The sequence below is a fragment of the Halorussus halophilus genome (genome assembly GCF_008831545.1).
GTDB lineage: Archaea > Halobacteriota > Halobacteria > Halobacteriales > Haladaptataceae > Halorussus > Halorussus halophilus.
Window position 1 is genome coordinate 1,157,929 of sequence record NZ_CP044523.1, and the last position, 21,956, is coordinate 1,179,884.

Genomic DNA, 21,956 nt, shown 5'->3' on the forward strand with positions numbered 1-21,956 from the left:
GACCGAACTACAGGCCGTCCTTCCTGTCGACAGTGACTGTCCAGTCTGGAATCTCGTCGGGACCGAATTCGAGGTCCCAGACTCCCTCGATTTCTTCGCCGCTCCCGAACGAACTGAGAATCAACTCTTCGAGTTCTGCTTCGAAGTCCTGATTCGCGGTAGTTCTCTTTTCCATAGCTCCTCGATTTGTAGATTGCGCTGTGTCTGAGTCGAATTCGCTATGGATATTCATTCTTACGAATACTACTTGCGCAGTCTAGCTCGCTCGGCGCGAACGAATGCTTTTAATGCCGCCAACCCAGAACTGTCCAGTATGGCTATCAAACCCGACTACGTCAAGAAGACGGGGACCATCCTGTTGGAGCGATACCCGAACGCCTTCACCAAAGACTTCGACCAGAACAAGGACAGCGTCACGAAACTGACCAACATCGAGTCGAAGGGCGTCCGCAACCGCATCGCTGGGTACGTTACCCGGAAGAAGTAAAACGACCTTTTTATTGCGAGCGTTCGCGGGGCGAACGCTCGATAAAAACGTCGATGAAAATCACGTCGTCACCGCCTTCAGCGAGCCGTAGGCTCGCTTCCGACGGTTCCTCGGACGCGCTCGCTTGGCGGCGCGCGGAGCGCGCCGCCTCCGCTCGCGGCAGAATCTCTCGTCTAACCGCAACCGTATCCGCAGGGGAGGTTACAACCCGCCGACACGGAGTGCTGTCAGAAGCTCCACGAATCGCAACACGTGGGGGTATCCAAACCGTTTTGCTCTCGTAGAGTCGAGACACCCACTACCATGACCGTACGAGTCGGTGTTCTCGGTGCGACGGGTGCCGTCGGCCAGCGATGTATCCAACTGCTGGACGGCCACTCCGAGTTCGAACTGGCGGCAGTAACGGCGAGCGAATCCAGCGCGGGACGGTCCTACCGCGACGCGGCAAAGTGGCGGGTCGATTCCCCGATTCCGGACTCTGTGGAAGACCTCACGGTTCGGGCGACCGACCCAGCAGAAGTCCCCGACGACGTGGACCTGCTCTTTTCGTCGCTTCCCTCCGGCGTCGCCGCGGAAGTCGAACCGAAATTCGCCGAGGCGGGCTACGTCCTCTCCTCGAACTCTTCGAACGACCGAATGGCCGAGGACGTGCCGCTCGTCATCCCGGAAATCAATCCGGGGCATCTCGACCTGCTGGAAGTCCAGCGCGACGAGCGCGACTGGGACGGGGCCGTGCTGAAGAACCCGAACTGCTCGACCATCACGATGGTGCCGACGCTGGCGGCGCTCCGGCAGTTCGGTCTCGAACGCGTCCACGTCTCGACGCTTCAGGCCGTCTCCGGCGCGGGCTACTCCGGCGTCTCCTCGATGGAAATCATCGACAACGTCATCCCGCACATCGGCGGCGAGGAGGAGAAGATGGAGACCGAATCGCGGAAGCTTCTGGGCACCTTCGACGGCGCAGAGCTACAGAACCACGACGTCGAAGTCTCGGCGTCCTGCAACCGCGTGCCGACTATCGACGGCCACCTCGAAAACGTCTGGGCCGAGATGGAGGAGGACGTGACGACCGAACAGGTCGAAGACGCCTTGCGCGCAGTCGAGAGCCTCGACTTGCCGAGCTCTCCCGACCAACTCATCGAAGTGTTCGACGACCCGATGCGTCCGCAACCGCGTCTCGATAGGACCCTCGGAGACGGAATGGCGATTGCCGCAGGCGGCGTCCAAGAGACGCCCGCTGGCGTGCAGTACAACTGCCTCGCGCACAACACGATTCGCGGCGCGGCCGGTGCGGCCGTCTTGAACGGCGAACTGCTGGCGAGCGAAGGCTGGTTGTAGTCTCTCGTTCCTGACGTTTATCTCTGTACGGTGTGTTTCTTCGGTCGTGACCGCCCGCGAAGCGACCGACAACTCGAACGCGACGACCCACCCCGCCGACTCCGAGACCGTCGAGTGGACGCACACAGTCGCCACCTCGCGATTCCTCCGCGGCCTTACCGCGCTCTCGCTCGGTATCTTCGGTGGCGGGGCACTCGCGGTGGGCGGCGGTGCCGTCTTCCTCACCGCGAAGTTGCTCCTCGCTGGCCAGTACACCGTCGCCCTCGCTATCCTCCTCGCGCTCGTGTTCGCCGCGGCGCGCTTCGCGCCCCAGCACTTGGCGCTTCATCGTTCGTGGCTGTCGAAGTCGAATCCGTTCTACGAGGGGACCAAGAAACTCGGCTGGCGGGGCTTCGTCGTGGCCTCGCTGTTCGGTCTCGGCGTGCTCTGGGTCGGCCTCCAGTTCGGTGGGGTCGGCTTCTTCGTCGTCGTGTTCGGCATACTCGCAGTGCCGATAGTGATAGTCTCCGCGCTCACTTCTGAGGGCGAACTCGACGCGGAGTCCCACGCGCTGACCTACTGCGGAACCGACGTAGACCTCTCCGCACTCGATAGTTTCCGGCGCGTCGGCCTCGGGACTCTCGTGGTCTACCAACTGTCGTTCGTCAGCGGTGCGATGTCTGCGCGGACGCCTCGCTTTCTGGTCGTCCCCGCCACGGTAGACGAGTCGATTCGGCAGGCCGTCGAGACTGGTGTCGCTCTCGACTCGCCCGAGTACGACCCACCGAATCGCGCGGTACAGGCGACGCTGGCCGCGTTCGGCATCGGTTGTCTCGCGTTCGGCGGCCTCCTGTTGACCGTCGAACCCAGTTCGTCGAACTCGGACGCGGGCATCGTCCTCGTCTACGGCGCGCTCGTCGTTGGCGTCTTCGGGTTCATCTTTCTCTCGTTGGCGGTTCGGTCGGGGTAGGACGCCGAGTTCGCCGTTCCATTATCCACGTAGAGCCATTCTTCTTGGCCGTGTTCGCACGTCAGTACCGAGACGAACCGCCAATCGGAACTGTTCGGTTCGGAAAACGCGCTCGGTGGGAGGTCCGCGTCGAAGACGATACGAGTCGTCGCGTTCGCGGGAACTCGAACCGCGTCCCGGCCCAAGAGTTCACCTTCGAGTCGGATTTCGACTAGCTGGGTCGTCGCGACGGCTGCCGGGTTCGTGAGGTTCGCTTCGATTCGAGACGTGCCGCCGACGGTGCCGTTCGTCGCGCTCACGTCCTCAACTGCGAGGGATTGAGTTGTGTGGCCGACTCCGCCACAATCGACGGTCTGGCTGTCTTTGGGAGCGGTCGTGACTAGTCCGGGACCGACGATGGTCGCACCTGCCGGTGCGGCGAGAATCAGGAGCGACACAATTCCGGCGAGCGTCGTTCGCGTCAGTTGCATCGTGACCGCGCTCACGGCGCTCTGTCATTTTGTTATGGCCTGCGTTGTGGGCCGGGTGGTTGGAGTACGTTAGATTACGGCGCTGAAAGCTTCGTTACACCACCCGATTCTCTAACTCCTCACCGCGCTCCAGTCGGCCGACGTTCTCAGCTACGATGTCGGCCAACCGAGAATAGTACTCCGGCGTGTGCCCCGAGCAGTGTGGCGTCACCAGACAGTTGCCCAGATTCCAGAGCGGGTGGTCCTCCGGGAGCGGTTCGGGGTCGGTCACGTCCAGCGCGGCCCCGCGGAGGTGGTTCTTCCGGAGCGCGTTCACGAGGTCGTCCGTCTCGACGACCGCTCCTCTGGCGACGTTGACCAACACTGATTCGGGTGGAAGCGTCTGAATCTCGTCCGTGCCGATCAGGCCTCGCGTCGTCTCGGTCAACGGACAGGCAAGCACGAGGTAGTCAGTGCGGGCGAGTGCATCGTGGAACTCGTCTCTGTCGAAGCCGACCACCTCGTCGGTGGGACCACCCTTCTCTGGCGTGTAGCGCACGCCGATAGTATCGACGCCGAAGCCCTGCAAGCGTTCGACCACCGACTGGCCGATTGCTCCGAGTCCGACTATCGTGACGGTACTCCCTTCGAGTTCGTGCGAGCGAAAGTGTCGCCACTCCCGCTTCTGCTGGCGCTTCCACCCCTCGTGGAGTCGCCGCGCGAACACGAGCAGATTGCCGACGACGTGTTCGCCGATGTTCGGCCCGTGGACGCCGGAGGCGTTGGTGACGGCGATACCGCGCTCTTCGAACGCGTCCATCGGCAGGTGGCCGGTCCCGGCGTAGGCGCAGGCGAACAGTTCGAGGTTTTCGGCGTGCGAGAGGAGCGACTCGTCGATCTCCATCCCGGCGACGATGGGGGCGTGGGTGATTAGCTCGCGCTCCTCTTTGGGCGTCCGAGCGAGTTGGACATCGTGGTCGGGCAGGCGTTCTTGGAGTTCTGCGGCGTAGTCTTCCGCGGGCATGCCGTGGGTTCCCTTTCGGAGGACGAGTAGGTCTGGTGTGTCGGTCATGGGTTTGCTTTCGTGTTCACCGACTAAATTCGTGGGTTACGGGCAATCGGGTTCGGGACGGGAGTTGGTCGGAGCTAGTGTACGAAGCTCTGGAATCGTGAGTAGTAAGATGACAGCGAACAGCGAAACGCTAGCTACTCCCGATACCGAGAAGAGCGCACCGCGCCCCACAGCACTGCAACAGCCACGCGCCTCCCCACCCGATTGCAGTCCTCGTTTTCGGAATGCGCGGCATCGCGCGCTTTCCGAGCTACGGTCCTCATCCCTCGCGCGGGGTTGGTGCGACACGAGGTCGCACCACCGCGCGCCATGACCAAAATCCAGTTTCGAGAATCCACTCCCCTTCACGGCGCGCGAAGTCGCACCGGAGGTGTGACCGCGCGAGGGCGACTGAGTCTAGTGAAGGAGCGGTTGGGGAGGACGTGGCTGAAGTGGTACTGTGCGGTTGCGGTACGGCCTTCTGGGTTTCGGGAGTAGCTAGCTTCTCGAATCCGTTCACTCAGACGCTGTCGTCTCGACCTACAGCAGATACAAATAAAGATTCGTTCCGTACTCCTTACCACGCGTACTCTTCGCGGGGGTCTACGTCGTCCTCCTCGCTACTGTAAATCCGCTCGCCCTCCACGAACACTTGCTCGGCGTCCGATGAGAGTTCGAACATTGGGCCGTCCCAGACCACGAGGTCGGCGTCCGTGCCTTCTTCCAACGTTCCCACCCTATCTTCGATACCCAGAATCTCCGCGGCGTTCCGGGTCACGGTCTTCAGCGCCTCTTCCTCCGGCAAGCCCTCTCGAACCGCCAAGCCGACGCACACGTCCAGATGCTCCTGTGGAAGCACCGGCGCGTCGGTCTGGATGGCGACCTTCACGCCCGCGTCGTGGAGGATGCCGGGGGTCTCGAAGGTGATGTTGCGCAGTTCGTACTTGCTCGCGGAGGAAATCGTGGGGCCGACGATGGCAGGTACGTCGCGTTCGACGAACTCCTCGGCCAGTACGTGGCCCTCCGTCGCGTGTTCGATGGAGAGCTCGTCGATGCCGAACTCGTCGGTGATGCGGAAGATGGTGGCGATGTCGTCGGCGCGGTGCGCGTGGACGCGCAGGGGCAGGTCGCCCTCCACGACCCGAGCCAGATTCTCCATGCCCAAGTCCCGCTCGAAGGGTTCGTCCTCCGACTCCGCGTTTTCGCGGCGTTCCACGTAGTCTTCGGCGTCCATCAGTGCCTGCCGGAGCGTCGCCGCGACCCCCGGCCGGGTCATCGGTTCGCGGTCGTAGTTCTCGCCGTGGACGCGCTTGGGGTTCTCGCCGAACGCGGCCTTCATGCCGTCCTCGCGAATCAGCATCCGGTCTGCCACGTCGCCGTAGGTCTTCATCGAGCAGATGATACCGCCAACTACGTTCGCGCTCCCCATCCGCGCGCTGACTGTCGTCACGCCGCCCTGAAACGCGTTCTTCAGTTCTTCGTCTCGCGGGTGGAAGCCGTCGAGCGCGTTGACGTGTGGCGTCACCGGGTCCGAGAACTCGTTGACGTCCCCGTCGTGGGGCTGTGCCCACTCGCCCATTCCGGCGTGGCTGTGGGCCTCCACGAGGCCGGGCGTGACGTGTTTACCGCCTACGTCTACCGTCTCGGCGTCGTTCGGAACCTCTACGTCCGGGCCGACCTCCAGAATCTCCCCATCCTCGAACAGGATAGTTCCGCCCTCGATTGTCCCCTGCTCCGTGACCGTGTGAACCGTTCCATTGACGATTGCTTGCATACCTCGTACGAACGACGGTTCCCGCAAGAGTATTTCGGTTCGAAACACGGCTTGCCGGTTCGGTCGGTCGGGGACTGCAGACTGCCGAACGCCGGTAGTGGCAACCCCGTCGGGTTCCACCGAGGGTTTATCCTCTGCCGAGCAACGTCCGTTCAGTGACGGAGCGACGCCAGCAGGCAGTCATCGCGCTCGCGGCCGCCGCCCGGTTCGCCAGTGGCATCCTCATGGGTACCGCGCTCGCGGTGTACGTCGGCGAACGTGGCTCCCCGCTGGCGGTCAGTCTCGTTCTCACTGCCTACTTCCTCGGCATGATGGTGTTCGCCCCGGTCTGGGGCGCACTTGCGGACGTGACCGGCAGACGCCGCGCGGTGCTGATTCTCTCCGGGGCGCTGGCGACAATCGCTGTCCTCCCGCTCACAATTGCTGAGGGCGTCGTCGCACCAATCGCGCTCCGGGGCGTCTACGCCGTCTTCGCGGCCGGGTTCGCGCCGGTGATGCTCGCCATCGTCAGCGTCCGGGGCGGCGAGACAGGTCGGGGGAAGTCGGTCGGCTTCTTCAACAGCGCCCGCGCGGTGGGCTTCGCAGGCGGCCAACTCACCGTCGGCGCGCTTCTCGGTCTGCTCGCGCCCGAGAGTCTCTTTCTGGTCATCGCGGGCGTGAGCCTCGTCGCTACGCTCGCCGTGGCACTCGTCGCGGACCCGACGCCGACGCGCGAGAAGCAACCCTCGCTCTCGGAACTCCGTCGAGAAATCAAAGAGCGACTCTTCCCTGCGGCGGGTGAGCGCGGCCACCTCACGACGAACGGTCTCGGCTGGCTCTATATTGCGCTCGCGCTCCGCAACATGACCGTGCTGGGCGTGATGAGTCTGATGCCGCCGTACCTCACGAACCACGTCGGGGTATCGGCGTTCGTCATGGGCGCGCTACTGGCCATCAACCCAGCGGGCCAGTCGGCGTTCATGCTGGCGTTCGGCCGGGTCGCAGATGCAGCCGGACGAAAACCGCTCATCGTCGTCGGTATGGCCGGAAGCGGACTCTTCGCCGTTATTCTCGGGATGGCGACCCAACCTGCCTCACCCCTCGGTCGGGGTCTCGTCGCAGGCGTCGGTATGGTCGTCATCGCGGCGGCGTTCTCGGCGATGACGACCGGTGCCGTCGCGTTCATCGGCGACGTGGCTCCCGACGAGCGGGAATCTGAACTGATGGGCCTGCGAACGACCGCGAAGGGCGTCGGCGGCGTACTCGGGCCGCCCATCTTCGGCGTCGTTGCGACCGTCGCAAGCTACGAGACGGCGTTCCTCGCCGGAAGCGTCCTCGCGTTTCTGGCGGCAGGCGTCGCGGGCACGCGACTGGCTGAGAGCCGCACCGGCGCGCCGGGCGGAGTCGCGGCGGACGACTGAGGCTCGTTTCTTTCGCTACTGCCCCTCGAACTCGGCTTCCTCTTTCTCGAAGAACGCCGCCAGCCCCCGTTCGTAGTCGCCGGTTCTGGCCAACTGCGTGATGGCGTCGGTCTCTGCGGCGAGTTGCGCGCTCAAATTTCGACCGTAGCTCTTCGAGAGTAGGCGCTTGGTCGCGCCATAGGCACGCGTCGGGCCGTCTGCGAGTCGGGTGGCGAGTTCGGCGAGTCGGTCCTCGAACTCCCCTGAAGGGCCGACCTCGGTCGCCAGTCCAATCTCGACCGCTTCGTCTGCGGGGATAGGTTCGTCCAACAGCGCGATTTCTTGGGCCTTCCGCAGACCGACAAGTCGCGGCAAGAAGTACGTGGAACCGCCGTCGCCCGAGAGGCCGAGTTTCGGGTACGCGAACTCGAAGCGGGCGTTCTCGGAAGCTAGCACGACGTCGGCACACAGCGCGAGTCCGAGACCGCCGCCCGCGGCGACGCCGTTCACGCCAGCGACGACCGGCTTTCTGGCAGTTGCGAGGTGCGCGACGGTGGCGTGCAGGCGCGTCGCAATCTCTCGCAGTCGGCGCGGGTCGTCGCTGTCGCCGTTACTGTCACCGTCCAGCACGGAGAGGTCCGCACCCGTGCAGAAGACGCTCTCGGTTCCAGTCAGGACGACACAGCGCACCGCTCGGTCGTCCACGACCCGCTCGACAGCGGCTTGCAGGTCGGCCGCAGTCTGGCGGTCCAGCGAGTTGTGCGTCGCCGGTCGCTCGATACTGATTCGCGCGACGCCGTCGGTACGCTCGACGGAGACGTTGTCGAAGTCCATGGCGGTTGTGGGTCGCCCCGGAGCGTGAATTTTGCTTTTCCGAATTAGAACACTGCCCCGAGGACGTTCCAGTACCACAACTGCCAGCAGAAGACCACGAACGCGAGCGCCAGCACGGTGTAGTGCAGTCGCCCGAAGACGCCCCAGTAGCGGTTTCGCCACGCGACGCCGGTGAAGACGACGACGCCCAGCGTTCCGAGTGCGACGAGGAGGGGAACTGCGAGCAGTGCACTGAGCGCGGCCGACCCGCCGAACAGAAGGCCCTGCGGGTCCGTCACCAGCGAGTAGCCGAGTCCGACCACGAACGCGAGGGCGAGCAGTCCGGCGACTCCCGCGAGCCAGCGGGCCGCTCGTGGGCCGTTAGTCGACTGCTCGCTTCCTCTCCACCGTCGCCAGAGCGCGAGCATTGGCCAGCCCAGAATCGCCGTGAGGAAAACGAGTATCGTCACCGCGAACGAGCCGAGTTGGAACAGCGTCGATTCGTACGTCGGAATCCGCGCGAATCCGGTCGGGGCCGACGAGTCGAAGAAGGCGTAGGTCGCGCGGCCGTTCTCGACGCGGAACGCGAGTCGCTCGTCGCCGCCCACCTCCTCGAAGACGGTCGGTCTAACCTGCACCCAACGCTGTGTTTCGCCCGTGACGCTCGTGGTCAGGAGCGTGCCGTCGCCGGGCGCTTGCACGCGGAAGTCGCTGCCGAGTGCGCCCAACTTCTCTATCGTGCTTGCGGGCATGCGCGTTGGTCTGTACGTGCCGGTGAATTTGTCGAGGTCGCTCGTCGAGGCGTTCGTGCTGTTGGCGACTTGCTGACCTCCATCGACGGCGACCGCTCCGCTCGGTGGGGCTTCTTCCGGGAAGAAACGGTCTACGAAGGAGTCGATGAACTCCTCGCGAGCAGAAACCCCGCCGACACTGTTGTAGGAGACGAATACCCCCAAGTCTCGCTGGGGGAAGAGCCAGAGGCCGCTGTGGAACAGTTGGGTGTCGCCGCCGTGGCCGACGATTCGTTGATTGTTTTGACTCTGCTCGTAGAAGCCGAACGCCATCCCGTTGACTGCGGGGTGGTTGGTAAACTGCTGGCGGTGCATCCGGGTCGTCGCGGCTTCCGACAGAATTCGCTCGTCGCGGAACTGGCCTTCTTCTAAGTGCGCAATCATGAAGTTCGCCATGTCGGTGGCCGTCGCGCTCATCGACCCCGCGGGCGGGATGCCGACCGTCTCAAACTCGCCGCGGTGGAACCGACCGGTTGAATAGCTGTAGCCCTGCGAGACTTCGCCGGGAACGCGCTGAGGAACTGGCTGGCGGAAGGTGCTGTGGCGCATGTCGAGGGGTGCGAAGAGTCGGCACTCGACGTACTGGTCGAAGGACGTGTTCGCTTGCTCGGCCGCGATGTGGCCCGCCAGCGCAGCGCCGTAGTTCGAGTAGGAGGTGACGACGCCCGGTGGCCGGACGCGCTTGGGCGGATTCTGGAGCGCCTCGCCGAGTGGTTGCACGTCCTCGGGGTCCTCGACGAACACGCCGCGGTACTTGTCCTCGAATCCGGCGGTGTGCGTGGCGAGGTGGTTCATCGTAATCGGCTGGCCGTACTTCTGTGGAATCCGAACGTCGTCGAGATACCTGTTCACGTCGGCGTTCGGGTCGATAGTTCCGGCTTCGACCTGTTGCATCGCCGCGGTCCAGACGAACAGTTTCGAGACGGAGCCGATTCGAAAGAGGGTCTGATTGGCGACGACGGGCGTTCGGTTCTGCCGGTCGGCGTAGCCGTACCCTTCTGCGAACAGCAACTCGCCGTCCTTGACCACCGAGACTGTCGCTCCGGAGACGTGATGCTCTTCGAGGTCCTCGGCCATCGCGGCGTCCACGAACTCCTCGACATCTTCGCGGGACGTGACGCCCTGTGATTGCTGATTTTGTTCTGATACTGCGAGTACTGGTCCGACCTGTGTGAGTAGTAGCGTTGCGACTACGAAGACTGCGAGCGCGCGAGTTCCCCTCCCCATGCACTCAGGCTACGACGCTTCTCTACTTACGTGTTGGTGGGGTGATTAGTTTGGGTGAGACGGTCGTGGACGTGTTTCCTTTCGAGTGACTTTTCTTGCTCGTTCGGCCAATAGCAACCCGTCTCGGTACTAATTCCCACGCTGTCCCACGAAAACCCAGCCTCGTACTATCCCGGAATCGGAAGGTCAATGATTTATAACCCGACGCGGAAGCCTTGAGGTATGAAGCGAGTCGATGTCGCCATCGTCGGCGGAGGCCCCGCCGGGATGACCGCCGCGCGACAAGCCGCCGAGTCGGGAGCGGACGTCCTCCTCGTAGAGAAGGGCGTTCCGCGCGAAGACCGGGAGGAACTGGGTCCGGATTCGACAGACGCCGCCGGGATGCTCGACTACTGGGTGGACATTCTGGACATTCCCTTCGAGGAGATACCGGACCACGTCGTCCTCCAAGAACTGGACAGCACGACCTTCTACGGCCCGAACGAGACCTGCACGCTCGAATCGACGGGCATCGAGTCGTCGTACGACGGCTTCGGGTTCACGTTCAATCGGACTCACATGGACGATTGGCTCCGCGAGGAGGCAGAACGAGCGGGCGCGGAGTACCGCGTCGGCGACGGCGTCACGGACGTAGAGACCGACCTCACGGGCGGACACAGTCACACGCTCTCGCTCTCGGGCGGCGAAGAAATCGAGTCGGAGTACCTAATCCTCGCGGACGGCCCACAACGACAGGTCACGATGCGGGTGCTGGACCGATTCAGTCCCGAGGACCGGAAAATCTCACAGGTGATGGCACCTAACGAGGCGAACCACATCGCGTATCAGGAGTACCGGGAGTTCCCCGAGGAACTGTTCGAGGACGACGACCTCAAGTTCTGGTGGGGCGTCATGCCCGGCGAGACGGCGTATCCGTGGGTCTTCCCGAACGACGGCACGGTTGCGCGCGTCGGCCTCACCATGCCAATCGGTATGGACATCGAGAACGTCGAAGACCGCGAGAAGTACGACCTCCTCCGACCGGAAGACGACCGAATCCCGCGACCCGGCGAGTACATCGAACGACTGCTCGAACGCGAGTACGGCGACGAGTACGACCTCTCGGATTTCCCGCTCGTGGAAGACCGCGGGAAGAACAAGGGCACCGAGACGTACCCCATCTCCTCGACGCGTCCTATCGACTCGCCGACGAAGGCCGGTATCGCAGTCGTCGGTGGCGCGATGGGCACCACCTCGGCGTTCCACGAGGGCGGCTATCACGTCGCGGCCCGCACCGGCAAAATCGCTGGCGAACTCGCGGCGAACGGAAATCTGTCTTCCTACAACGACCGCTGGAAGGACGTCATCGGCGACGAAATCCTGCGTAACGTCACCTTCGCAGACATCGTCGGCGACTACGGGCCGGACAAGTGGGACAAGACGATTGCCGCGACGCGGAACCTGTTGGCCAACGGCGGACTTGGTAGTGGCCTCAAGTCGAAGTTCGCCGCTGGCGTCACGGGCGCGAAACTCCTCGGCACGTACCAGAAGCGAAAGCGGTCGTTCAAGAACGGCAAGTACGTGCAGTTCGAGGAGTCCGAGTACACGATTTAACTGCCTGCGGGTTCGGGTTCGACACATGGACGACCCGGAGAAGAGCGTTTTCGACGGCCACAACGACACGCTGATTCATCTCCACCTGCCGGACCGCGGCGGCGGACGTTCGTTCTTCGAGCGTGGCGACCCTGACGGAAGCGACCCCAAACTGAACGAAGCGGGTCACATCGACCTGCCGCGAGCGCGCGAGGGCGGCTTTGGCGGCGGCTTCTTCGCCATCTTCGTGCCGAACGAGGACCACGAGTACGATGTCACCGAGACCGAGGAGGGTTTCGAAGTGGCTCGCCCGCCTGCCATCTCCCACGAGCGGGCGAAGCAGTTCACGTACGACGTACTCGAACGACTCTATCGACTCGAAGCCGACTCCGACGGCGCGCTCGAAGTCGTCACCACGGTAGAGCGCCTCGAACGCACCCTCGAAGCCGAGGATACAATCGCGGCGGTCCCCACCTCGAAGGTGCTGCGGCAGTCGCACCCGACCTGTCGAACCTTGACTTCCTCTACGCCGCTGGTGTCCGCTCTATTGGTCTCACGTGGAACCGCCCGAACGCGTTCGCCGACGGTCTTCAATACAGAAACCCTGGTACGCCGGACACCGGTCCCGGACTCACGGAGGCGGGCCGTGACCTCGTCGCGGCCTGCAACGAGCGAGGCATCGTCGTGGACCTCGCACACATCACCGAGGCGGGCTTCTGGGACGTTGCCGACACCACGAGCGACCCGCTCGTGGTTAGCCACGCCGCCGTCCACGACATCTGTCCAGTGAGCCGAAATCTGACCGACGAACAACTCGACAAGATTGCGGACTCCGGTGGCGTCGTCGGCGTCTCCTTCGCTCCGGCGTTCCTCCGTCCGGACAGGGGGCGAGACACGGACGTTCCTATCTCGACGCTCGTTGACCACGTCAAGTACGTGGCAGACAGAGTGGGCGTCGAACACGTCGCGCTCGGTTCTGACTTCGACGGTGCGCCAGTGCCGGATGCGGTGGGCGACGTGACGGGACTCCCAGACGTGTTCGCCGAGATTCGAGACCGAGGGTTCGACGAGGACGAGGTTCGGGCGATTGTGCGGGACAACTGGCTTCGCGTGCTTCGAGAGACGTGGGCGTAATCCGTTTGAATAGTCTGACGAGGTTACTCACGAGGTACCGTGTGGAACTCGCGCAGACAAATCCGAACGTATTCCTCGATAGAACTCCTTAGTTCCGGGTCGTGGGGTACTCCAGATACGGAGCGGTCGTTGACCGTTCGACTGTGGTCCGCCTCTACCGGTTCGTCGTCGTCGGTGCGAGTGCCGCACTCGTCCAGACTGCAGTGCTGTGGTTCCTCGTCGAACACGTCAGCATCAACTATCTGGTCGCTGCTACCGGTGCTATCGAACTGACGATTATTCTCCAGTACTTCGCGAACAACGCGTGGACGTTCCAACACTCGAAGAACTCGTCTCGGAACGACCTGCTCGCCGGACTCCTCAGAACGAACGTGGTCCGTGGGTCTGCGATTCCACTGCAAGTCGGCTTGCTGTACGCGTTCGTCAACTGGGCGGGACTCCTCTATCTCGTCGCCAACGGGTTCGCCATCTTCATCAGCGGTCTCTATCGGTACTACTTCGACTCGCGGTGGACGTGGCAGTAGTAGCCGATTCCAACGTCTCGACTTCTCACTCGTCCAGTGTCTCCACCTCCCACTCGTCGTTCGGAATCACCGCTTCCGAGTCGATTTCGACCAGTTTTCCCTCGCGGACGAGGTCCGACACTTCGACCAACGTACTCGCCGGATAGTGGTGCGAGTCGAAGAACTCGCCGCGCGCTTCGTGAATCGCCTCGAAGTTCGCCTCGTTCAAGTGCGGTTCGCGCACGTACACCCGGACTCGAACCACGTCGTCCACCTCGCCGCCGACGGCTTCGAGGTCGGCTTGCAGTTGTTCGAGTACGTCGCGAGTCTGGCCCTCCATGTCGAGGTCGGGGTCCCGCGAAGTCAGGCCCGCCAAGAACACGCGCTTGTGGGTGGGCGTCTCCACGACGACGCCCTCGGCGTACGCTGGTTCGGTCCCGGTTCGCTCTGCGTAGCCGATTCGCTCTCCCGCGTTCGGGTTGATAATAGTCTTCTTCATAGTCGAGTCACTCTCTCACTGTCAGATTCTCCCCGGTCGCGCCGTCGAAGACGTGCGCCTTCGACATCTCTACCGCGAGGGTAATTAGGTCACCCGCCGTCACTTCGCTGTCGTTCGAGACGCGTGCGGTGAACTCCTCGGCCTCGTCGGCCAGCAAGCGTTCGTCGTCAGCTTCCGTGCTGGGGGCCAGCGTCAGGTCCTTGTTCGACCCCATCGGTTCGACGACGCGAACGCGGGCTTGGAACGAGTGAACCGCTCGTTGCTCGCCAGCGAGAAGCGCGGCGTCGTGCAAGTTCTCGGGCCGAACCCCGAAGACGAGTTCGTCACGATTGCCCTCCCACGAGTCGAGTTTGTCGGCCATCTCGTCCGGCACTGCGAGTTCGAACGCCTCGGAGACGAGCCAGAGACCGTCCTCCCGTTCGGCGAGGCTCACGTCGAAGAAGTTCATCGGCGGTTCGCCGATGAATCCCGCGACGAATCGGTTGACCGGCGCGTCGTAGACGCGCTGTGGCGGGTCGAACTGCTGGAGTTGTCCGTCGCGCATGACCGCCACGCGGTCGCCGAGCGTCATCGCCTCCTCTTGGTCGTGCGTAACGTACACCGAAGTCTTGCCGACCCGGTCGTGGAGCTTGTTCAACTCCGTGCGCATCTGGATGCGGAGTTTCGCGTCCAAGTTGCTCAGCGGCTCGTCGAACAGGAACAGCTCCGGGTCCCGGATGATTGCCCTGCCGAGCGCGACCCGCTGTTGCTGGCCGCCAGAGAGGTCGCCGGGCTTTCTGTCGAGCAGTTCTGGGATGCCGAGCAGTTCGGCGACGTTCTGCACGCGCTCGCTCCGTTCGTCTTTCGGATACTTCCGAATCGTCAGCGGGAACGCGAGGTTCTCCCGGACGGTCTTGTGCGGATACAGCGCGTAGTTCTGGAACACCATCGCCACGTTACGCTCGCGTGGGTCCAGCCCCGAGACGTCTTTGCCGTGAATCTCGATGCGGCCCTCCGAGGGCTGTTCGAGACCTGCGACCATCCGGAGCGTCGTGGTCTTGCCACAGCCAGAGGGGCCGACGAGGACCACGAACTCGCCGTCGTAGATGTCCATGGAGACGTTATCGACCGCGACGACCGGCGTGTCGCCTTCTTCGAACGTCTTTCTGACCTCCAGCAGTCGCAGGCTGAGATTGCGTTCCTGCGTACCGGTTTCTCGGTCGTTCGTTACTTCCCCGTCGGTGGATTCGCTCGGTGCTGTGTCGCTCATCTCTTCAGGCCTCCGGTGAGTCCGACGACGATGTATCGCTGGAAGAAGAAGACGACGAGAGCGGACGGAATCGTCGCAACCACCGCCGCCGCGGCCATCGACGCCCACTGGATGGACGTGTCGCCGACGAAGAGGTAGGTGGCGACCGGAATCGTCATCGATGAGAGGTCGGTGCTGACCGTGAACGCGAAGAGGAACTCGCGCCACGAGTACAGAAAGGTCAGAATCGTCCCCGCCGCGAACCCCGGCAGGACGACTGGGAAGACGACGTGGCGGAACGCCTGTAGCTTGGTACAGCCGTCTACACGGGCCGCCTCGTCCAACTCCTTCGGGATGGTGATGAAGAAGTTGCGCATGATGTAGACGACTAGCGGCAACCAGAGGTAGACGTTGGCGACGACGATGCCGACTCTGGTGTTCAGAAGCCCGGCCAGTCCCATGATGCGGTAGTACGGCACGACCAAGCCGATGGGCGGAAACAGTCGCGTGAACAGGACGAACGTGAACACGAGGTTGTCGAACGGGAAGCGATACCTGCTGAAGACGTAGCCTGCGGGCGTTCCGAGGGCCATCACCGCAACTGTCGAAGCAGTCGAGATGATGATGCTGTTGACGATGGCCCTCCAGAATCCTCGCTCGACGAGCGCGATGTGGTAACTCTCTAACGTCGGATTTCGCGGGAAGTACGTCAGGTCGTAGACCGCCTGATTCGTCTTGAACGAAGTCAGCAGTTCCCAGACGAGCGGTGCTGTGACGAAGAACACCGCCAGAAAGAGGACGAGGTGGACGACGAACGGACTCTCGACGGCGTTCCAGAACCCCTGTCTGCGGCGGTAGCTCTCGATGCCGATTCGAGCGCCGCTCATCGCTCGCCCTCCTCGTCAGGTTCTGTTTCGCTCGCTTCCGCTTCTGTCTCGCGTCCTCTCATTCTGCTATCTCCGAAATCTGTTCTAAGATGGTGGTCACGTAGATGCTCGCAATTATCAGCGTCACCGCGACGAGGAACATCGACACCGCCGAAGCGAATCCGAAGTCGAACAGTTCGATGCCGAAACGGTGGATGTAGATGGCCAGTACTTCGGTCGCGCCTGCTGGCCCGCCGCCGGTAGTCGAGAACGGAATGGCGAACGCCCGGAACGCGAACATCCAGTTTATCAGTCCCGCGACGAAGAAGGAGGGCCGAAGGTACGGCACCGTCACGTGCCAGAACGTCTGGAAGGAGGTCGCGCCGTCCACCTTCGCGGCGTCGTACATCTCCTGCGGAATCGACTGGAGTCCGGCCAGCATTACGATTGCCGCGAACGGGATGCGCGACCACGAGTCGGCGACGACGATGAGTGCCATCGCGGTCAGCGGGTCGGCGAGCCACGAGTAGCCGCTCGATAGGATTCCGAGGTCTACTAGCAACTGATTCACCACGCCGAGTTGCCCGTTGAACATCCAGCGCCACGTCACGCCGACGATGGAGAGCGGGACGGCCCACGACAGCAGGATGAGCGTCGTGTAGGTGTCCCGCAGTCGCTTTCTGACGACGCGGTTGAGCGCGAGCGCGATGACGAGGCCCGCGGCCATCGAGAAGAAAAACGAGCCGAACGAGTAGGTCAGCGTCTTCTCGACGGCGCTCCAGAACGTCGGGTCCGTGAGCATCTTCTCGTAGTTGTACGTCGGGTCGAACTCCGTGACGAAACCGAGCGTCCGGTGGAACGAACTCCAGACGAGGACTGCCACGGGGTAGACGAAGATGAGCAACAGACTCACGAGCGCCGGGCCGAGCAAGGTGATGCGAATGTGGTCGTTGAGCAACTTCGAGACGCGTCGCTTCGTGCGGCCGAACGTGGTCTGTGGAACGCGTCTGGTTTCTTCGAAGGCCATCGGTCAGGAGATAGTGAAGAGTCAGCCGAGAGTTATTGGCCGAGAACGTCGTCCACGAACTGTTGGCCTTGCTGTGTCGCCTGCTGTGGCGTCATGTCTCCGACGATTGCCTGCTGGAACGTCGTCGCTAATCGCTGGAAGATGGCCTGCTGCTGTGGGAACAGTTCGAGGACGCCCCGGTCGATGGCCGACCCGAGCACGTCGCTGAACGGCACTGCGTCTTGGTCGGCCGCGTCGCCGTAGACTTGGTCCATGAACGACATGTTTCCCTCGAAAGTGAACTCCCACCACTGACTCGGGTAGGAGAGACGCAGGTCGCCGTAGAGCAGTCCCGCCAGTTTGTGTCCGGTGTCCGCGAACGGGTTGATGGCCGTCGCGTTCGGCGCGACGAGCGAGGCCTGCGTCGGATTCGGCCCGGTGTTCGCGGCCGCCGGAACGACCGCACGGTATTGACTGTTGGCGTCGTACTGTGCGAGCGCTCGCGGCACGAAGTCGCTGAACCCTTCCGCGTAGGCTACTCGCCCAGCCAAGAACAGGTCGATGATGTCGCCCTCGCCGTAGGAGATGACCTCTTGGGGCACCCAGCCGTTGTCGCGCCACTCGGCCATCTTTCGCAGTACGGTTCGTGCGGGTGGCGTGTCGATTTGCACGGTGCCGTCGTCTTGGACCATGCGGCCACCCTGCTGGTAGAGCAGTTGCCTGAACGAGTAGAAGAGATAGACCGGCGTCCCAGCGTAGTAGGCGAACCCGAACACGTCGGTATCCTCGAACGCGGCCATCATCTCTTCGAGCAGGTCCCACGACCACTCGCCGTCGAACCGTGCCGGGTCGATGCCCTGCTCTTGGACGAGGTCGGTACGGAGGCTTCCGACAGTCGCTTCCGCGATGTTCGGGAAGCCGTACTGATGGGTCCCCTGTCGATTCGGATCGATGTCCCACTCGACCAGACTGCGCAGTGCCGGGATGTACGAGTCCCACATCTCCTCGGTGTACAGCGGGTCCACCGCTTCGAGATAACCTTGCTGGACGAATACCGGTGTCAGCGGGCCGTCTACGTTCATCACGTGCGGCGAACTCTGTTGAGAACTGAGGAACTGCTGTTCGCGCAGGTTCGCTTGGTCCACTCCGATTTCGAGTACGTCTACGGTAATGCCCGTCTTCTCCTCGAACAGTTCGTGGGTCGCCAGCGTGGCCGGGTCGAACTCCATGTTGGCCGCGCCGTGGTTCAGAATCTGGATGCTGTCTACGTTGCCTGCGGCCGTGTCCTGCCAGCCTTCCGGTGGTTCCCACGGCGCGGTCTGGAACGACTCTGAGTTCGTCCACGTCGTGTCTTGCTCTCTGTTCGGTACTCCCTGTCGCTGTTGGGCGGTCCAGTTACTCGCCGCGCCGATGCGTCGCTGCTGCCAGTTCTCGCTCAGCCCGAGTTGTTGGGCTTGCGAGAGATACGTGTCTTGTTGTCGGTTCGTGTACCCACTGAGTCCCGCGAGACCGACTGCCCCCGCCGCTTCGATGAATTGACGCCGTTGCATGCTCCCCCACTCCGACCATATATATCATTAAAAATGCTTAACGTCTTTGCGAGAGTACCGACAGATTCCCGACTAGAGTTTCTCGTTCGGAGGATATAATTTACCGTCGTCGTCTCCTCGTCTACTGCTCTCTCGAACTGTGATTTACTCACGGCGCGACACCGTCGCGGCGCGAGCGTCGAAGAAGTTGAGGAGAGAAGTCGAGGGAAGAAGTTGAGAGGGAACTACAGGCGCACGTCCTCAGTCCTCGTCTCCGTGCTTTTCGTCGTCGTGACCGCCGTCCCAGCCGTGGTCGTCGTCACGTTCGTCGTCGTCGTGATGCCCGTGGCCGTCGTCGTCATCGTCGCCCCAATCGTGGTCGCCGCCCCATATCGGCCAGAAGACGGCCGCCGCGAGGTCGAGGTGGCCCTCACCGCTGTACGACGGCTGGTGGAGGTCGTCAGCGGTCGCTTCGAGGTGTTCCCGGATTTGCTTGGGCGACGCGTCTGGGTTGACGCTCTTGACCAGTGCCGCGGCCGCAGTGACCTGCGGTGCGGCCATCGAAGTGCCCGCCTTCCACCCGTAGGACGGCTTCATGCTACCGTCGTCGGCCCACTCGAAGATGGTGCTCAACACCATGTCGTACTGGGTCTTGGCGTCCTCGGGTGCGTCCTGGGGAATGTTTCCACCGGCCGCGCTCACGTCAACCGCTTCTTCGCCGTAGTTCGTGTACGTCGCGGGCGTCGTCGTCGGCTTCTGCAGGTCGTAGATCGGGTCGTCGAAGGGGAACCTGTAGCGGTCGTAGCCGTCTCTGTCGCCGTGTCCGTGCCAGCCGTCTTCGTCTCCGCGTCCGCGGTGGCCGTCGTCGTCGCCGTATTCGTGCCAACCGTCTTCGTCGTCCGAGTCTTCGTCCGAGTTGTCGTCGTTCGACTTCTCGTCGTCCCAGCGGTAGCCGATTGGACCGGTCGCGCTGACGCTCATCACGTTGTCCGCCTCGTTCGGCAGGCTAATCACGTCGCCGTCCGTGTCGAGGTTGACGCCGTCGTTGCCCGCGGCCGCGACCATCAGCGTGCCCTTCTCGGCGGCGTAGTCGGTGGCACGTTCGATAGAGTCTCGGAGCGTCGCGGTGTCGGCGTCGTTCGGGAGCGGGTAGACGCCGAGACTCATGTTCGCCACGTCGGATTCGATGTCGCCGCTGTAGGTCATCGCCGCGATGATGTCGCCGAAGAAGGCGAACGGCCCGGTGAACACGCGGAGTTCTACGAGGTCGGTATTCGGTGCAGAGCCGAGAATGCCCTTCTCGTTCGATCCGTCCGCGGCGATGATGCCCGAGACGTGGGTACCGTGGTCGTTGTACCACGGCGTGAAGTCGCCGCCGTCGCCGGTGAAGTTCTTCGACAGGTCGGTGTTGAGCGCGTTGGTGAGGTCGGGATGGCCTCGCATCGCACCGGAGTCGATGACCGACACGCGGGTGCCTTCGCCCGTAGTCTTCTGGTACACGCCGAGCAGGTCCTGAGCCTGTTTGTCCCACTGGTACTCGTAGCGGGAGGGTATCGTCCAGTCTTTGTGGTGGTGGTTGTCGCCACCCCAGTCGTGGTCGTCGTCATCGTCGTCGCGATGCTCCCTGTCCACCTGAAACTCCATCTCCACGTCTTTCGAGTGGCGCAGTCCCTCGACCGCGTCCTTCTCGCCTTCGACGACGGCGATGTCGATTTGACTGAGGTCGTGGACGACGGTCAGGCCGTCGAGCGCGCCTTCGGAGACGTTCTGTAAGTCGATGATGAAGCGGTCCTCTCTCGACTTCGCGGAGACCGTAGCGGTCGGGAGCGTGAGACCGGCGACTGCAGCACCTGCCCCTTTCAGAAACGAGCGTCGATTGGGTTTGTCTACCATACGGACTCTCCTACATGGGTTGAACTTAAGACTAGTGAAACAGTAAACAACTTATGTTTCATTTTCTCACACTAATTTCTACACTATAAGAAAGTACAATAATTGGGTTAACAAATGGAAGTTCGAGCGGCACGGGAGCGTAGCGAATCAGCGGGCGACGGCAAGAAAGAGAAACCTCGTCTCGGTGGCTTCTGGAGAGACGGTCGTTAGAAGCCTTTGCCGAGCAGTTCGCGAGCGATGATGTTCTTCTGAATTTCCGTGGTGCCCTCGTAGATTTGGGTGATCTTCGCGTCGCGGTAGAACCGCTCGACGGGGAAGTCGTTGACGTAGCCTGCGCCGCCGTGAATCTGGACGGCTTCGTTGGCAACGTCCACGGCCACGCGGGAGGCGAACTCCTTGGCCATGCTGGCGAGTTTCGTGATGTCCTCGCCCTGGTCCACGTTCCACGCGGCCTTGTAGGTCAGGTTGCGCGCGGCCTCGGTTCGGGTGTGCATGTCGGCGAGTTTGTGCTGAATCGCCTGGAAGTCGCCGATTTGACGGCCGAACTGCTCGCGCTCCTCGGCGTAGTCGAGTGCGGCCTCGCTGGCACCCTTTGCGATACCGACGCCCTGGGCGGCGACGGCCGTGCGAGTCTCGTCGAAGAACTGCATCTGCTGGAGGAAGCCCATGCCGCGGGTCCCGATGAGGTTCTCCTCGGGGACACGCACGTCGTCCAGAATGAGTTCGGCGGTGTCCGACGAACGGATACCGAGTTTGCCCGTAATCTTCTCGGACTCGAAGCCGTCGCGGTCGGACTCGACCACGATTTGGCTGAAGCCGTTGTAGCGACCGTCTGCGTCGGGGTCGGTCTGACAGAGGACGACGTAGAAGTCGCCGACAGAGCCGTTCGTAATCCACATCTTGTTGCCGTTGATGACCCACTCGTCGCCGTCCTTCTCGGCGCTGGTCGAGACGCTGGACACGTCAGAGCCGGTGTCAGGCTCGGAAATCGCCGCGCCCATGATTTGCTCGCCTTCCGCGATTGGCCGCAGGAAGCGCTCTTTCTGGTCGTCGGTCCCGAACTGCATGATGGCGTCCGCGCCGAACGCGGCGGAGGTGATGCAGAGACCAATGCCAGCGTCTACGGCGAACAGTTCCTCGGTGATGATTGCGGATTCGAGGTTACTGTAGCCCGCACCGCCGTAATCGAGGGGGATGTGCGCGCCGAGCAGTCCCATCTCGGCGGCCTTGTCCATCACGTCCCACGGGTACTTCTCTTCGACGTCGTACTCTTTCGCTACGGGAGCGATTTCGTTCTCGGCGAAGCGTCGAACTTCTTCTCGAATCTGTTTCTGCTCGTCGGAGAGTCCGAAGTCCATGGGCCGGGGTTACACACCCGACCCTAAAGTCCTTTGTAACCGGGAATAAACTCGAAGATAGTTTTTAATCTCGGATAGGGAAACGTTCAAACGCCTTCCAGACGACGCCA

At 62.7% G+C, this 21,956-nt stretch carries 19 protein-coding genes and 1 pseudogene; 7 read left to right on the plus strand and 13 right to left on the minus strand.

Annotation, left to right across the window (positions count from 1 at the left end):
• Nucleotides 1–7 precede the first annotated feature (7 nt).
• Nucleotides 8–175, minus strand: a complete 168-nt coding sequence (locus F7R90_RS22085) for a hypothetical protein (protein WP_192498413.1) — start codon at nt 173–175, stop codon at nt 8–10.
• 138 nt (nt 176–313) lie between these two features.
• Between F7R90_RS22085 and F7R90_RS05700 the strand changes: the two genes are divergently transcribed.
• The 3 genes from F7R90_RS05700 to F7R90_RS05710 all read left to right on the plus strand — a co-directional run bounded on the left by F7R90_RS05700 (nt 314) and on the right by F7R90_RS05710 (nt 2,774).
• Nucleotides 314–487: a 30S ribosomal protein S17e gene (locus F7R90_RS05700; RefSeq protein WP_158056296.1), complete on the plus strand. Its 174-nt coding sequence runs from the start codon at nt 314–316 to the stop codon at nt 485–487.
• 303 nt (nt 488–790) lie between these two features.
• On the plus strand, nt 791–1,825 hold the full coding sequence (asd, locus tag F7R90_RS05705) for an aspartate-semialdehyde dehydrogenase (protein WP_158056297.1): 1,035 nt from the start codon (nt 791–793) through the stop codon (nt 1,823–1,825).
• A 46-nt stretch (nt 1,826–1,871) separates the two neighbouring features.
• Complete coding sequence (locus F7R90_RS05710) at nt 1,872–2,774, plus strand: hypothetical protein (RefSeq protein ID WP_158056298.1); 903 nt, start codon at nt 1,872–1,874, stop codon at nt 2,772–2,774.
• On the opposite strand, the gene F7R90_RS05715 is transcribed toward F7R90_RS05710, so the two are convergent.
• From F7R90_RS05715 to F7R90_RS05725, 3 genes are all read right to left on the minus strand, one after another.
• Nucleotides 2,708–3,244: a hypothetical protein gene (locus F7R90_RS05715; RefSeq protein WP_158056299.1), complete on the minus strand. Its 537-nt coding sequence runs from the start codon at nt 3,242–3,244 to the stop codon at nt 2,708–2,710. The genes F7R90_RS05710 and F7R90_RS05715 overlap by 67 nt on opposite strands.
• Before the next feature lie 94 nt (nt 3,245–3,338).
• Entirely contained in the window at nt 3,339–4,295 is a 957-nt protein-coding gene (locus F7R90_RS05720) for a D-2-hydroxyacid dehydrogenase (RefSeq protein WP_158056300.1), read from the minus strand.
• A 556-nt stretch (nt 4,296–4,851) separates the two neighbouring features.
• Complete coding sequence (locus tag F7R90_RS05725; RefSeq protein WP_158056301.1) at nt 4,852–6,048, minus strand: amidohydrolase; 1,197 nt, start codon at nt 6,046–6,048, stop codon at nt 4,852–4,854.
• A 155-nt stretch (nt 6,049–6,203) separates the two neighbouring features.
• Here F7R90_RS05725 and F7R90_RS05730 point away from each other — a divergent pair, with 155 nt between their 5' ends.
• The gene (locus F7R90_RS05730) at nt 6,204–7,448 is read left to right on the plus strand and encodes an MFS transporter (RefSeq protein WP_225741273.1); all 1,245 of its coding nucleotides are present in this window, start codon (nt 6,204–6,206) and stop codon (nt 7,446–7,448) included.
• Nucleotides 7,449–7,463: 15 nt separating this feature from the next.
• Here the strand turns inward: F7R90_RS05730 and F7R90_RS05735 are convergent, their stop codons facing one another.
• Nucleotides 7,464–8,261 (minus strand): enoyl-CoA hydratase/isomerase family protein, encoded by a 798-nt coding sequence (locus tag F7R90_RS05735; protein ID WP_158056302.1) that lies wholly within the window; start codon nt 8,259–8,261, stop codon nt 7,464–7,466.
• A 44-nt stretch (nt 8,262–8,305) separates the two neighbouring features.
• A complete protein-coding gene (locus F7R90_RS05740; RefSeq protein WP_158056303.1) occupies nt 8,306–10,258 on the minus strand; it encodes a serine hydrolase domain-containing protein in 1,953 nt (650 codons plus the stop codon).
• Nucleotides 10,259–10,480: 222 nt separating this feature from the next.
• Between F7R90_RS05740 and F7R90_RS05745 the strand changes: the two genes are divergently transcribed.
• From F7R90_RS05745 to F7R90_RS05755, 3 genes and pseudogenes are all read left to right on the plus strand, one after another.
• On the plus strand, nt 10,481–11,851 hold the full coding sequence (locus F7R90_RS05745; protein WP_158056304.1) for an NAD(P)/FAD-dependent oxidoreductase: 1,371 nt from the start codon (nt 10,481–10,483) through the stop codon (nt 11,849–11,851).
• A gap of 25 nt (nt 11,852–11,876) precedes the next feature.
• Nucleotides 11,877–12,964 (plus strand): annotated as a pseudogene (locus F7R90_RS22815) (dipeptidase).
• A gap of 101 nt (nt 12,965–13,065) precedes the next feature.
• Entirely contained in the window at nt 13,066–13,488 is a 423-nt protein-coding gene (locus F7R90_RS05755; RefSeq protein ID WP_158056305.1) for a GtrA family protein, read from the plus strand.
• Nucleotides 13,489–13,513: 25 nt separating this feature from the next.
• On the opposite strand, the gene F7R90_RS05760 is transcribed toward F7R90_RS05755, so the two are convergent.
• From F7R90_RS05760 to F7R90_RS05790, 7 genes are all read right to left on the minus strand, one after another.
• Nucleotides 13,514–13,966 carry a RidA family protein gene (locus F7R90_RS05760; protein WP_158056306.1) on the minus strand — a complete coding sequence of 151 codons (453 nt, stop codon included), beginning with the start codon at nt 13,964–13,966 and terminating at the stop codon, nt 13,514–13,516.
• A 7-nt stretch (nt 13,967–13,973) separates the two neighbouring features.
• Nucleotides 13,974–15,215: an ABC transporter ATP-binding protein gene (locus F7R90_RS05765; RefSeq protein WP_158056307.1), complete on the minus strand. Its 1,242-nt coding sequence runs from the start codon at nt 15,213–15,215 to the stop codon at nt 13,974–13,976.
• Entirely contained in the window at nt 15,212–16,081 is an 870-nt protein-coding gene (locus F7R90_RS05770; RefSeq protein WP_158056308.1) for a carbohydrate ABC transporter permease, read from the minus strand. The genes F7R90_RS05765 and F7R90_RS05770 overlap by 4 nt, the downstream gene beginning before the upstream one ends.
• A gap of 58 nt (nt 16,082–16,139) precedes the next feature.
• A complete protein-coding gene (locus F7R90_RS05775; protein ID WP_158056309.1) occupies nt 16,140–17,087 on the minus strand; it encodes a carbohydrate ABC transporter permease in 948 nt (315 codons plus the stop codon).
• Between the two features lie 32 nt (nt 17,088–17,119).
• A complete protein-coding gene (locus F7R90_RS05780; protein ID WP_158056310.1) occupies nt 17,120–18,616 on the minus strand; it encodes an ABC transporter substrate-binding protein in 1,497 nt (498 codons plus the stop codon).
• Nucleotides 18,617–18,856: 240 nt separating this feature from the next.
• A complete protein-coding gene (locus tag F7R90_RS05785; RefSeq protein ID WP_158056311.1) occupies nt 18,857–20,488 on the minus strand; it encodes a S8 family serine peptidase in 1,632 nt (543 codons plus the stop codon).
• A 206-nt stretch (nt 20,489–20,694) separates the two neighbouring features.
• A complete protein-coding gene (locus F7R90_RS05790; protein ID WP_158056312.1) occupies nt 20,695–21,846 on the minus strand; it encodes an acyl-CoA dehydrogenase family protein in 1,152 nt (383 codons plus the stop codon).
• Nucleotides 21,847–21,956: the final 110 nt, after the last annotated feature.